Consider the following 13,022-nt stretch of genomic DNA (forward strand, 5'->3'; position numbering starts at 1 on the left):
GCACATATGAAAACGCCCGCCAGATCGGCGGGCGTCTCACGCATCAGAGCAACTGGCCCAGAGAGGCGGGATCGAAGCCCTTCAACTCGTCGACCGCACCGCGTTTGACCTTTTCGGCCCAAGCGTAATCCGACAGGATCGCACGGCCCACGGCGATCAGATCGAATTCCTCCGCCGCCATGCGTCTCACCAGATTATCGAGCGGAGTGACCGTCGAGCTTTCGCCGCCAAAAGCCGCAAGGAATTCGCCCGACAGCCCCACGGAGCCCACCGAAATCGTCGGCACGCCAGTGATTTTCTTGGCCCAGCCCGCGAAGTTCAGCCCCTCTTCGCCATCGATCTCCGGGAATTCCGGCTCCCAGAACCGGCGCTGCGAACAGTGCAGAATGTCGACGCCCGCCTCCACGAGCGGCGTGAGCCAGCGCTCCATCTCCGCCGGATCGGCGGCGAGTTTGACGCCGTAATCCTGTTGTTTCCATTGGCTCAGGCGCAGGATGATCGGGAAATCGGGGCCGACAGCGGCCCGCACCGCTTTGATCACCGCCACGGCAAAGCGCGACCGCTCTTCGATTGTCTTGCCACCCCAGTGATCGTCGCGCAGGTTAGTCCCCGCCCAGAAGAACTGGTCGATCAGATAGCCATGCGCGCCATGCAGCTCGGCCACGTCAAAGCCCAGATCCTTTGCGGCCTTGGCCGAGGCCGCAAAGGCCGCAATCGTCGCCTCGATATCGGCCTTGGACATCGCAACGCCGCGTGGATCGTTCGGCCCCACAAGACCCGAGGGGCTTTCGACCGGCACCTCCGGCTCCCAATCGCCGCCCCGCGTCGAGCCGGTGTGCCAGATCTGCGGCCCCATCTTGCCGCCCTCGGCATGAACCGCCTCGATCACGCCCTTCCACCCGGCCAGAGCCGCGTCGCCATGGAAAAACGGAATGCCCGGCAGGTTGCGCGAGGCCGGTCGGTCGATCACCGTGCCCTCGGACAGGATCAACCCCACCTCATGCGCGGCGCGGCGGGCGTAATAGGCGGCGTTCGGCGCGCCCGGAATGCCGTCAGGCGCCATGCCCCGCGTCATCGGCGCCATGACGATGCGGTTTTTCAGGCTCAGCCCTTTGTAAGTGAACGATCGGAACAAAGTGTCGATCTCTACGGTCATCTTCGCGCTCCTCTGTGTGCGTATCCCGCTGATCTATGATGGCGCAAACATGCTACAAGCCCCGCAGGGGTGGCTTGACAAAATCGCGCAGGCGAAGAGGCTCTGGGAGGTAGCGCATCCGCAGCATAGGCTTTCGCAAAGGCAAATTTAGCGCTAACAATCACGCAACGCATCACAGCGACTCCCCACATTCCTCACCAGGAGACAGAACATGACCCCTCAGGACGCCAGCCAGAAATGTGCGGAGGTCTGTGGCCTCGCCCCCGTCGTGCCCGTGCTCGTGGTGAAAGACGTAGCCCATGCCCGCCCTCTGGCCGAAGCGCTGGTTGCAGGCGGTCTGCCCGCGCTTGAGGTGACGCTGCGCACACCCGTGGCGCTCGACGTGATCCGCGAAATGGCCAGGGTCGAAGGCGGTGTGGTTGGTGCAGGGACGCTTTTGACGCCTCTGGACGTGAAAAACGCCGTGGAAGCAGGCGCGAAATTCGGCGTCTCTCCGGGCGCGACCGACACGCTTCTGGACGCCTGCGAAGCCGCCGACCTGCCGCTTTTGGCGGGCACCTCGACCGCCTCCGATGTCATGAAACTTCTGGAGCGCGGCTATACGGTCGCGAAATTCTTCCCCGCCGAGGCCAATGGCGGCGCACCTGCGCTCAAGGCCATCGGCGCGCCCCTGCCGCAGATGAGGTTCTGCCCCACGGGTGGCGTTTCGCTGAAAAACGCTCGCGATTACCTGTCCCTGTCCAACACGCTTTGCGTGGGCGGGAGCTGGGTTGCGCCCGCGGATTTGGTGGAAAAGGGCGACTGGAAAGCCATCGAGGAGCTGGCCCGCGAAGCCGCCGCCCTGCCGCGTTGATCATGCGTTAGCTGCCCTCAGGCGATCGCTCAGGCCGACACGCGGCGCTGCGGCGCGCGCGCAATCGTACCGCCGCGGTGTTCGGCCCGGTGATAGCCCGAAGCCTCCTGTTCCCAATGCGACCAGAGCGTCGCGGAGCGAGTGCCGGAGCGGCAATAGGCGAGAATGGGTTTCGGCATATCCTCGATCACACGGGCGAAGGTGGCATGATCCATTTCCGTCGCCCCGGTCAGGGCAATCGGAATGTAAACGGTGCGCAACCCGAGATCGCGGGCGATTTTCGACATCTCGTCGAAGGTGGGCTGATCCGGCCCCTCGCCATCCGGGCGATTGCAGACGATGGTCTTGTACCCGGTCTCGGCAATCTTGCTGATTTTGGCCAGATCCACCTGAGTGGCGACCGTGAACATGCCGTTTAATCGTTTGATCCTCATGGAGGTCACCTCTGGACTGTGCGTGAAAATGCATTTTCCCCACAGCATCCGACCAAAGGGTAAACAGGCGCTGAACACAGACCGGAGAGAAGGTGACAAATCCCGAAAAATCGAAAAAGTTCAGCTCGGAGGCATTTAGCCGCGGCGCGCCCGTGAACCGCCACGACGCCCGCCCGGACCGCCCAGTTTGCCCAGACCTTCGGTCAGCACCACGGTCATCGGATGCTCCGCCCCCCCCAAAGGCGCATAGAGCGCCAGAAGCCGACGGATCGCGATCTGCGGCGCCAGCTCCGGGTCGATCTTGATCGCCCAGTCGAGAAAGATCGAGCGTGCCTCCGGCAGACCCAGCCCCTCGATCCGGTAGGATTCGCGGATCAGCCCGCCCGGGTCGAGCGCTTGATCCACCTCCGGCAGGTTCGGGTAAGGATGTCTTTGCGCCATGAGGCACCTCCTGAGACAGGCTTACGCACCCGGCAAGGGACGCGCAAGCACCGCCGTGATCGCCGTCGCGGACGCCGCAGCACGCGATTTCAGTTCTTCGGACAAAGCCGACATACTCACCGCCCCGTTGGAGCGCATGAGAAAGCCGCGCCCGCCCGCGCCCACAGCCTCCGGATCGAGCGCCTCGCCGGTCAGAAGCCGCGCCGCCGATTGCAGCCGCCACATCAGCCGGTAGGTTTCGACCAAAAGCGCGTATTCGTCCCCCGTGAGCCAGTTTGCCGCCCGTCCGGCACCGAGCTGGGCATAAATGTCCTGTTCCGCGCTGCCCGACAGAAGCGCCGCCGTTTCGGCCAATAGTTCGATGTCCATCATCCGTCCGGGACCGTTTTTCGGGTCCCAGTCGCTGCCGGGCTTGGCCTCTGCCAGACGCGCGCGCATCTCACAGGTCTCCTGTCGGATACGAGCCTCCTCCCGAGGGCCAGCAATGAGATCGGCGCGGAAATCGTCGACCGCGTGCATCAGCTCGGGATCGCCCGCCAAGGCCCGCCCCCGCGTCAACGCCAGATGTTCCCAGACCCAGGCCTCTTCGCGCTGATAGCTCACGAAGCTCTCGAGCGAGGTCGCAACCGGGCCTTGTTTGCCGGAGGGACGGAGCCGCATATCGACCTCATAGAGCCGCCCCTCGGCGGTCTGCGCCGTCATGGCGGTGATCAGGGCTTGCGTCAGACGAGCGTAATAGCTGCGCGATTGCAAGGGCTTGCGCCCCTCGGACATATCCACCCCCGCGGCATCGTAGATCACGATCATGTCGAGATCGGAGGCCGCCGTCAGCCGCCCCGCGCCCAGAGAGCCCATGCCCAGAACCATCGCGCCCCGCCCCGGCGGCGGGCCGTGTTTGTGGGTAAATTCGGCGACGACCTGCGGATAGAGCGCCGCGACACAGGCCGCCGCAATGTCGCAATATTGCGACCCGGCCTCGTCGGCGGTGATCAGATCGCGGAGCTGATGCACCCCGACCCGGAAATGCCATTCCTTGGCCCAGCGGCGACAGGCGTCGAGCTGGCGTTCGTAATCCCCAGCCTCCTCGAGATGCGTGTCGAGAAGCGCAATCAGCCCCTCACGCCCCGGCCAGGACGCAAAGAACCGCCCGCCGATCACCGCGTCGAGCACTTGGGCGTTGCGCGACAGATAGCGCGCCAGATGCGGTGCCGTGGACACGATGTCGAGGATCAGGTCGATGAGCTGCGGGTTGGCCTCGAACAACGCGAAGAGCTGCACCCCCGCAGGCAGGCCGCGTAGGAAGCCGTCGAGATGGCTGAGCGCCTCCTCCGGCTTGTCGAGGCGCTGGATACGGGTCAAAAGCTCGGGTTTCAGCCGCTCGAAAATCTCCTGTGCCCGCGCCGTGCGCAGACAGGGATAGGTCGACCAGCGCGCCGTGACCTCCGCCTGTTCGGGCGAGAGATCGGGCGTCGGCGCGGCCTCACCCGGGGCAAAGAAATCCTCGGTCAACGCATTGACCCGCTCACAGCGCTCGGCAATCTCCGCGCGCATCGCCACGACCGTGGTGCCCATGAGCGCGGCCAGACGGTCGAATTCCTCCGGTGCGGTCGGCAGGCTGTGGGTCTGCTGGTCGCGTAGCATCTGTAGCCGGTGCTCGACCTCGCGATGCGCCTCGTAATCCCGGCTGAGCTGTTCGGCCACGTCCGCCTCGACCCAGCCCTTCTCCGCCAGCATGGCAAGCGCAGGAACCGTGCCCCGAAGCCGCAGATCCGGGTCGCGCCCGCCAGCGATCAACTGCCGGGTCTGGGCAAAGAATTCGATCTCGCGAATGCCGCCAAAGCCGAGTTTCATGTTGTGGCCTTCGAGCTTCAACGCCCCGCCCAACCCCTTGTGCGCACGGATTTTCAGCCGCATGTCATGGGTCTCGCGAATGGCGTTGAAATCGAGGTGTTTGCGCCAGACGAACGGCATCATCCCCTTCAGAAACCGTCCCCCCGCGTCCAGATCACCCGCACAGGCCCGTGCCTTGATATAGGCCGCGCGCTCCCATGTGCGCCCGACGCTTTCGTAATAGCGTTCGGCGGCCTCCATGGCGAAACACACCGGCGTCACCGACGGATCGGGGCGCAGCCGCAGATCGGTGCGGAACACGTAGCCCTCGGCGGTCAGATCGGACAACGCCGCCATGGCGCGGCGCGTGGCGCGAATGAAGCCCGCGCGCGCCTCCATTCGGTCGATACCCTCGAAACGCTCCTCGTCGAACAGACAAATCAGGTCGATGTCGGAGGAATAATTCAGCTCTCCCGCCCCATGCTTCCCCATGGCCAGCGCGAACATGCCACCGCAGGCCTCAATATCGTCTTCGGTCTGGCCGGGGAGTTTGCCCTTGCGGATCTCGCGTGCCACATGCGCCCGCAGCGCCACATGGGTCGCCCGGTCGGCCAGAAGCGACAACGCGCCAGTGACCTCGGACAGCGTCCAGACACCACCGAGATCGCAGAGACCGGCCAGAAGTGCCACGCGACGCTTGGCCTGTCGCAGCCCGGTGTCGATCTGATCAAAAGGCAGCGCCTCGATCCGGGCAATCTCCCCCGCCAAAGCGGCCTCCGGAGCGGACAGGGCCTCCGGCAGCCAATCCGCTTCCTTGAGGGTCAGCCCGTGCAGATAGGGCGCAGACCCCGCCGCGCCCGCGATCACCTCCGCCGTGGCGCCGGTGAGATCGGGTAAGGCCGCGCGCGCCTCCGTGGCGCGCTCCGGCTCATAGGGGCGCGGGCTGCGGGTGATCCGGGTCTCGAATGTCATGATGTCTCCTCCATCTGCTCTAAAACATCAGATTTCCAACACCTTGCGCAAGGCCAAACGACATGGTTCAAAAGCGCAAAGGAGTCTGCCATGTCGAAAAGTCTCAAACGTGTCGAAGAGGCGCTGGCCGACGCCGGTCTCACGATCCATATCCTCGAAATGGACGGCTCAACCCGCACGGCACAGGAGGCCGCCGATCAGGCTGGATGCCATATCGATCAGATCGCCAAGTCGATCGTGTTCAAAGGGACGGAAAGCGGCGCGATTTGCCTCTTTATCACGGCGGGCGGCGATCAGGTGGAGCTTGAGAAAGCCGCAAAAGTGGCCGGAGAACCTCTGGAGCGCGCCGACGGAAAAGAGGTGCGCAAGGTGACCGGCTTTGCCATTGGCGGCGTCTCGCCGGTCGGGCATCTCATCCCACCGCATGTCTATTTCGATCCGAAACTGAGCACATTCGCGACGGTCTGGGCCGCGGCTGGCACACCGCGCCATATTTTCGAGATCGCGCCTGCCGATCTCCTGCACATCTCCGGCGCGACAGTGGCGGAGTTCACCGCCTGACGTCACTCCGCTCAGAAAAACCTTTGAGCAGGTCCGGGAACCCGGCCATATCCGGCATCGCCTCGAACACATGTTCGGCGGGCGTCGTGACCCAAGGCAGACGCTTGGCCGCCATGGTCTCGATATAGGGTCGACACCACGCCTGAATCTCCGGGTCTTCCGTATCGAACAGCGTCGGACGAATGTTGGTCAACGCCTCGAACCCGGTGATCCGGGTGAACATCCATGTCTTGCAGGACGGACAGCAATAGTGATCGAGCTCCGGCCCCTGCGCGCCGCCTTTCACCACCTCGCCCTGCACCGCAAGTGCCTCGGACGGGATCATCGCGGTCAGGGAAAAGGCCGAAGAACTCATCTTCTTGCAGCCATCGCAATGGCAGGCAGCAGTCATCACCGGCGCAGCGGAGACAGTCAAGGTCACCGCTCCGCAGCGGCATCGTCCGAGCTTCTGTAACGTCGTCATCGCGTCTCTCCTCTTTCGCTCCAGCATGCATGAGAGCGGCTGGCATGACCAGAGCAGGCTCCTATTCACACCCCAAAAATGCCACAACAAACTGATAGTAAACAAAATTTTAAAATAATGTAAAAAACATTCACATCACCCCTTGCGCGACGTCGCAGACCTCCCCATCTTTGCAATGTGAAAGGCATTCACATCCACTGAAACCCACCCTTGAAACCACGACACACACCGAAAGAAAGATGACATGACCCAAGTCGCCTCCACATACACCCCCGCAGAGACCGCCACGAGCTGGTTTCGCCGGGCAGAGGCCTGGCTCGACGACAAAGGCAAAGGTGCCTGGATCGCGACCATGGTCCTCGGTTTCATCTTCGTCTGGCCGGTCGGCCTCGCCCTTCTCTTCTACATGATCTGGAGTAAACGCATGTTTTCCTGCAAATCCCGCCCGAACTCCCCCTTTGGCCGTGGCTGTGGCCCGCGTCCGTTCCGCGAAAACCGTCACGAGCGCTTCCGCTCCATGCACGCCGCGATGCGCCCCTCGGGCAATTCCGCCTTCGACGCCTACAAGGAAGAAACCCTGAAACGGCTCGAAGAGGAACAGGGTCAGTTCGAAAGCTTCCTCGAACGTCTGCGCGCCGCCAAGGACAAGGCCGAATTCGACCAGTTCATGGACGACCGCGCCCGCCGCGCCGCCGAAGACCGTACTGCCGCCGACAAGGACGCGGACACCGACAAAGAAGATGCCTGATCTTCTGAGTAAGCGTAAAGGCAAGCCTTAAGGGGCTTGCCTCCCCCCTTCGGAGACCCGAGAATGCAGAGTATGAGTGAGTATCCAACCGAACATTGGGGTCTGCCGGACCCCGACCGCCAACCCGGCTTTTACGACAGCGTGCCGACGAAACGCATGCTCGCCTTTGTCGTGGACCTGATCGTCGGCGTGGTGATCGCCGCCTTGATCGTCCCCTTTACCGCCTTCACCGGGATCTTTTTCTTTCCCTTCCTCGTGGCCGTGACCTCCTATGCCTACCGGGTGATCACGATTGCGAACAGCTCCGCCACTTGGGGCATGCGGCTGATGGGGATCGAATTCCGGACCTCGAAGGGCGAGCGCTTCGACCTTGGCATGGCGTTTCTGCACACCACGCTCTTCACCGTCTGGTGTTCCATGGGCCTGCCGCAAGTGGTCTCCGTCATCCTGATGCTCACCACGGCGCGCAAACAGGGGCTCTCCGATCTGATCCTCGGCTCCGCCGCGATCAACCGCCCCTCGGACTACTGACCCCGAATTTCCGGTCCGAAAGGTCAAAAAGGGCGCAGCTTTGCGCCCTTTGTCGCGTTTTCAAAGAAAAGCGCGCCCAAGGCTTGCGAAATGAAACGGAATTGCTACCTTTTTCCCGAACCGTTTACGCGTCCTTTGGAAATTCCTCGTAAGTCCTCCTCATGCGTCACTCCCTCCCCCTTGCGCCACAGTTCTACGTGACCGCCCCCCAGCCCTGCCCCTATCTCGAGGGCCGGATGGAGCGGAAACTCTTTACGTCTCTGCAAGGGGAGCATGCCGAGCAACTCAACGACAGCCTGTCGAAACAGGGCTTCCGCCGCTCGCAAAACGTGCTCTATCGTCCCACCTGCGCGGATTGCAACGCCTGCATGTCGGCCCGCATCCGGGTGGCCGATTTCAAACCCTCGAAATCCCAGCGCCGGGCGATCAACAAGAACAATTACCTCAAACGTGCCGCCACCTCGCCTTGGGCGACCGAGGCGCAATATGAGCTGTTCCGCGAATATCTGGAGACGCGCCACGCCGATGGCGGCATGGCGGATATGGATGTGTTCGAATTCGCCGCGATGATCGAGGAAACCCCGATCCGCACCCGCGTCATCGAATATTACATCCCCAACGCCGCCGGGCAGCCGCGCGAACTGGCCGCGACCTGTCTGACGGACCTGTTGGATGACGGGTTATCGATGGTCTATTCGTTTTACAAACCCGATCTGATCAAGGACAGCCTCGGCACCTATGTGATCCTCGATCATATCGAGATCGCGCGCGAAGCGGGCCTGCCCTATGTCTACCTCGGCTATTGGGTGCCGGGATCGCCGAAAATGGGCTACAAGGCGCGGTTCTCCGCGCTTGAGGTCTATCAGGGCGGGCAATGGATCGACCTGAAAGATCCCGACGAGTTCTCCTCCGACACGCATCCTCTGGAGAGCGAGCCGATCGCCCAGCAGGTGGCGAAGATCGACCTGCCGGATATGCAGGGCACGCGGACGACCAAACCGGAGGTGTAACGCCCAAACAAAAGCGCGGCCCTCAGAGCCGCGCTTTGTTATTTGCCGTTTGGCGGAAACCTCAATGCACCTTCACCGTTCCCATCATCGCCCGCGGGTCGGTCCGGAGCGTGGCGTCGATCAACAGGCCCAGTTGCTCGGCCAGCGACACCGCCAGAGGCGCGACATCGGCACGCACCAAAAGCATCGCCATGAGACAGGCGTCCTCACGTTGGCCCCGCGCGGCATGGCGAACGAATTGCGCCAGCACCGCCTCATCCGCGCCGAGGCAATCGCAGCTCATGCCGTGATGCACCAGAGGCCGCCGGGCGTGGCGCTGGAACACAAGCATCATCTGATCGAAAATCCGGCCCATGTCGCTGCCCTCTCGCAACGCGTTCGAACCGCGAAACAGGGTGACGACCATACGCCCCTGCTCGTTGAGTTGCGACAGTTTCCCCACCGGTTGCGCCCCATCGCGGGCGTCTTCGGTCAATTGGTCGATGGAACGGGCGGATTGGAAAGACATGGACGGGCTCCTTAGCGGGGCTGTGATTAAATACCTTAGTCTTTTTATAAGACATTTATCACAACGCAAGGGATTCTTTCGCCCATAAGAAAAGCCCCGCCGATAAGGCGGGGCTTTGTCTGTTTTCTGAGCCGTTTCCTTACTTCGCCAGAAGGTTCGGCACGATGGTGACAATGTCCGGGAAGGCCCAGAGGATTCCGAGCCCTAGCACCTGAATGAGCACAAAGGGGATAATGCCCTTGTATATGTGCCCGGTCGTGACCGAGGCCGGAGCCACGCCGCGCAGGTAGAACAGCGCAAAACCGAAGGGCGGCGTCAGGAAAGAGGTCTGGAGGTTCACGGCGATCATGATCGTGACCCATTTCGGGTCCATCGTGCCGCCGTAGATCACCGGACCGACAATGGGCACGACGATGTAGATGATCTCCAGAAAGTCGAGCACGAAGCCGAGGATGAACAGCACCAGCATCACCAGAAGGAAGACGGTGAACTCATTGTCGAACGAGCGCAGGAAGCTCTGGATGTAATGCTCGCCGCCGAAGGAAATCACCACGAGGTTCAGCAATTGCGAGCCGATCAGGATGGTGAAGACCATCGACGTGACCTTGGCCGTCTCGCGCACCACAATGCCCAACGTGCCATCGGAGAACAGCACCCAGCAGGCATAAAGAATGCCGAACATCGCATAGTAATAGGCACCGAGTGCGACGATATAGGCGGCCCAATCCTCGAAGGGGACATTGCCACGGCCCAGACGCAGGTCGAAATTGCCACCGATCAGCAGCATGACGACGATGGCGAAGGCCGCAGACAGGATGATCTTGCCGGACTTCTTGTGATCGGCAAGCTTGCGGTAAGCGGCGAGCAAAAGCGCGCCCCCTGCGCCAAGACCCGCCGCAGGTGTCGGATTGGTCACACCGCCGAGGATCGAACCGAGCACGGCGACGATCAGGACCAGCGGCGGGAAGACCACGCGGAACAACTCGTTCTTCGACAGATGCTTCGCCGCATCCTTGAGACCGTAGGCCAGTGCGACGAAGGGGATCAGATAGATCACAAAGGCCGTCCCCGACGAGGTCTGCGGCCCAACGAAAAGCGCATCGAGCAGCAGCACGGCGACGATCCCGCCCGCACCGATCAAGAGCGGCGCAGGATTGGCCAACGGGGCGACGCCGCGCCCGAAGGCCAGCGTGATTGCGAGCATCACCATCACGGTCAGAAGACCGGTGCCGAGTTTGGGCGCATTGGCGATGGCCTCGACGGTCAGGGCCTCGATCTGTTCCGGCGTGCGCTTCACGGATTGCTGTGCGCCGCCCGAGGCCTCGATCGCGGCCTGCTCGGCCACGGCCTTGTCCCATGCGGATTGACCATGCAGCTCGATCATCGCGATCTGACATTGATCCGACACATTGGTGCGCAAGCTGGCGGTCGCGCCTGCCTCGGTGAACTCGGCGACATGGACGTCCTGCGATCCGGCCAGACCGAACTGCCCGGAGAACACCGCGCCTCCGATCAACAGCACCGGCACTGCGACCATCCAGAGAAGCCCGTCGCGACGGGTCATGGTCTCGTGATGGGTGCTTTCCAGATGCACCGGCGGCGCCTTGTGCGGGTTGAACATGGCAAAGCCGAAGGCATAGAGCGCATAGAGACCGGCAAGGAAGACGCCCGGCAGCATCGCCGCCTGGAACAACGTCCCAACGGAGACCACGGCGGGTTCGCCAAGATAGGTCAAAGCGTCGGTACAGCCAGCGGCCTGAGCGCGCGCTTCCTGCGCGGCAGAATAAATGTCGCCCGCGAGCGTCCCCAGAAGCACGATGACGATGGAGGGCGGAATGATCTGACCCAAAGTGCCCGAGGCCGCGATGACGCCGGTGGCGAGCTGCGGCGAATAGCCGTGGCGCAGCATGGTGGGCAAGGACAGCAGGCCCATGGTCACCACAGTCGCGCCCACGATGCCGGTGGAGGCCGCAAGGAACGCGCCCACGATCACCACGGAAACCGCAAGACCGCCCGGCAGCGGCCCGAAGACGCGCGCCATGGTGGTCAGCAAATCGTTGGCGATCTTGGAACGCTCAAGCACGATCCCCATCATCACGAACATCAGCACCGCCAAAAGCGTCTCGATCGAGGCGCCAGCGAAGACGCGTTCGTTCATCCGGTTGACGATAAAGGACAGGTTGCGGTCGACCGCCTGCTCCCAGCCGCCGGGAAACAGGGATTCAGAGACCGTTGGCAAATCCGGGTATCGGAAATGCGAGATCATATTGGGGTTCACCCCGGAATTGACCAGATCGCGGTAGGCCTGTGAGCCGGTATCGAGCGCCTGATGGACAAGGATGCCTGCGCTGTCCAAGGCCGCGATGATCCCAAAGGACATGAGCCCCGCGCCGCCGATGGCGAAGGCCACCGGAAAGCCGGTAAGAATGCCCCCGAAGAGGCAGAGGAATACGATGATGAGGCCGATTTCTACGCCATCAAGTCCGAAAAGCATGTGTGATCCGCCTTATTCTCAGAGTACGCCTTCGTAGGCTTCTTCGCCTTCGCCGAGACTGTCATGATCGTTGAACTTCCCTGCGCTCTCCTCGCCTTCAAGAAACTCCAGATAGGAGCGATAGAAGAAGGCCAGAGCCTGAAGGATCACCAGAGCGAGGAAGCACAACATCAGGATCTTGAACAGAAAATATCCGTTGAACCCATTGGCGGAGAAGGAGATCGTCTCGACGTTCCATTTCACGATCCGGGCCTTTTTCAGCATCAGCTCAAGCTTGTCCGAGGCCGAGACCTTCGGCGTGATCAGGTGCCGCCAGAGGAAGAACCACGCATACATCCAGGTCAACAAAGCCACCGGCAGCATGAAGAACAAAGAGCCGAACATGTCGATGGCGCGTTTGGTGCGGTGTTTCACGCCCGCATAGACCAGATCGACGCGCACATGGCTCCCTTGCACGAAGGCATAGGAGACGCAGAGCGCCACAACCAAAGCGTTCTCGAATTTGAGGCTCTCGGAGAACCAGCCGACGGATTGGGTAAAGCCGCCACCGAAGGGGGAAATGGTGATCTCGCCCTGCCGGAAGACCGATTGCAGGAATACGACCATGATCTGTTGCAGCACCATCAGAAGACCGGCCCAAGCTGCGATCCGGCCCGTGGTGTTGGCGATCTTCTCAAGCCCGCGCACCAACGCCCAGAGGAAAGGCCGATACAGGAAGCCCACGATGGTGATCACGATCACCACATCGAAAAACACGAACAAAAGCTCTTTCGACCCGCCGTAATAGACGAAGCGCAAAAGGCTTTCCTTGTTCGACCAGTCGAGCCAAAGGCCCGGATGGCTGATCGCGTAAATGATGTGCCAGAACCCGAGCCCGAGGTTGACGACAAGGCTGATAAGCCCGTCCACCACGGCGCCGAGGAACGACCCGCCGCTCTGTTCTTCCATCTTGCTGTCCCCTTCCCGGATCGTGCGCAAACGACCCGTTCCCAGTGATATTCTTCCGGTGATTTTACATCTG

The 13,022-nt window shown here is 62.1% G+C and carries 13 protein-coding genes; 5 read left to right on the plus strand and 8 right to left on the minus strand.

Translation table 11 applies throughout. The annotated features are described in order from the left end of the window. Window positions 1-43: 43 nt before the first annotated feature. Complete coding sequence (locus V1471_RS06820; protein WP_434287596.1) at window positions 44-1,156, minus strand: NADH:flavin oxidoreductase; 1,113 nt, start codon at window positions 1,154-1,156, stop codon at window positions 44-46. 211 nt (window positions 1,157-1,367) lie between these two features. On the opposite strand from V1471_RS06820, the gene eda reads away from it, so the two are divergent. After that, on the plus strand, window positions 1,368-2,009 hold the full coding sequence (gene eda / locus V1471_RS06825) for a bifunctional 4-hydroxy-2-oxoglutarate aldolase/2-dehydro-3-deoxy-phosphogluconate aldolase (RefSeq protein WP_434287597.1): 642 nt from the start codon (window positions 1,368-1,370) through the stop codon (window positions 2,007-2,009). A 29-nt stretch (window positions 2,010-2,038) separates the two neighbouring features. Here the strand turns inward: eda and V1471_RS06830 are convergent, their stop codons facing one another. The 3 genes from V1471_RS06830 to V1471_RS06840 all read right to left on the minus strand — a co-directional run bounded on the left by V1471_RS06830 (window position 2,039) and on the right by V1471_RS06840 (window position 5,686). Then, entirely contained in the window at window positions 2,039-2,443 is a 405-nt protein-coding gene (locus V1471_RS06830) for a TIGR01244 family sulfur transferase (protein ID WP_434287598.1), read from the minus strand. A 135-nt stretch (window positions 2,444-2,578) separates the two neighbouring features. Continuing rightward, window positions 2,579-2,884 (minus strand): hypothetical protein, encoded by a 306-nt coding sequence (locus tag V1471_RS06835; RefSeq protein ID WP_434287599.1) that lies wholly within the window; start codon window positions 2,882-2,884, stop codon window positions 2,579-2,581. A 21-nt stretch (window positions 2,885-2,905) separates the two neighbouring features. After that, window positions 2,906-5,686, minus strand: a complete 2,781-nt coding sequence (locus V1471_RS06840) for a glutamine-synthetase adenylyltransferase (protein ID WP_434287600.1) — start codon at window positions 5,684-5,686, stop codon at window positions 2,906-2,908. A 90-nt stretch (window positions 5,687-5,776) separates the two neighbouring features. On the opposite strand from V1471_RS06840, the gene V1471_RS06845 reads away from it, so the two are divergent. Beyond that, complete coding sequence (locus V1471_RS06845; RefSeq protein ID WP_434287601.1) at window positions 5,777-6,247, plus strand: YbaK/EbsC family protein; 471 nt, start codon at window positions 5,777-5,779, stop codon at window positions 6,245-6,247. On the opposite strand, the gene V1471_RS06850 is transcribed toward V1471_RS06845, so the two are convergent. After that, complete coding sequence (locus V1471_RS06850) at window positions 6,237-6,710, minus strand: GFA family protein (RefSeq protein WP_434287602.1); 474 nt, start codon at window positions 6,708-6,710, stop codon at window positions 6,237-6,239. The genes V1471_RS06845 and V1471_RS06850 overlap by 11 nt on opposite strands. Before the next feature lie 244 nt (window positions 6,711-6,954). Between V1471_RS06850 and V1471_RS06855 the strand changes: the two genes are divergently transcribed. The 3 genes from V1471_RS06855 (at window position 6,955) to V1471_RS06865 (ending at window position 8,999) form a co-directional block, all read left to right on the plus strand. Further along, complete coding sequence (locus tag V1471_RS06855) at window positions 6,955-7,458, plus strand: DUF2852 domain-containing protein (RefSeq protein WP_434287603.1); 504 nt, start codon at window positions 6,955-6,957, stop codon at window positions 7,456-7,458. Window positions 7,459-7,530: 72 nt separating this feature from the next. Next, window positions 7,531-7,989 carry an RDD family protein gene (locus tag V1471_RS06860; RefSeq protein ID WP_434287604.1) on the plus strand — a complete coding sequence of 153 codons (459 nt, stop codon included), beginning with the start codon at window positions 7,531-7,533 and terminating at the stop codon, window positions 7,987-7,989. A 161-nt stretch (window positions 7,990-8,150) separates the two neighbouring features. Then, window positions 8,151-8,999 carry an arginyltransferase gene (locus V1471_RS06865; RefSeq protein ID WP_434287605.1) on the plus strand — a complete coding sequence of 283 codons (849 nt, stop codon included), beginning with the start codon at window positions 8,151-8,153 and terminating at the stop codon, window positions 8,997-8,999. Window positions 9,000-9,060: 61 nt separating this feature from the next. On the opposite strand, the gene V1471_RS06870 is transcribed toward V1471_RS06865, so the two are convergent. The 3 genes from V1471_RS06870 to V1471_RS06880 all read right to left on the minus strand — a co-directional run bounded on the left by V1471_RS06870 (window position 9,061) and on the right by V1471_RS06880 (window position 12,949). Further along, the gene (locus tag V1471_RS06870; protein ID WP_434287606.1) at window positions 9,061-9,507 is read right to left on the minus strand and encodes a hypothetical protein; all 447 of its coding nucleotides are present in this window, start codon (window positions 9,505-9,507) and stop codon (window positions 9,061-9,063) included. Between the two features lie 139 nt (window positions 9,508-9,646). Beyond that, window positions 9,647-12,001: a TRAP transporter large permease gene (locus V1471_RS06875; protein ID WP_434287607.1), complete on the minus strand. Its 2,355-nt coding sequence runs from the start codon at window positions 11,999-12,001 to the stop codon at window positions 9,647-9,649. Window positions 12,002-12,019: 18 nt separating this feature from the next. After that, the gene (locus V1471_RS06880) at window positions 12,020-12,949 is read right to left on the minus strand and encodes a TRAP transporter small permease subunit (protein ID WP_434287608.1); all 930 of its coding nucleotides are present in this window, start codon (window positions 12,947-12,949) and stop codon (window positions 12,020-12,022) included. Window positions 12,950-13,022: the final 73 nt, after the last annotated feature.

It is taken from the genome of Celeribacter sp. SCSIO 80788 (assembly GCF_051054295.1).
GTDB lineage: Bacteria > Pseudomonadota > Alphaproteobacteria > Rhodobacterales > Rhodobacteraceae > Celeribacter.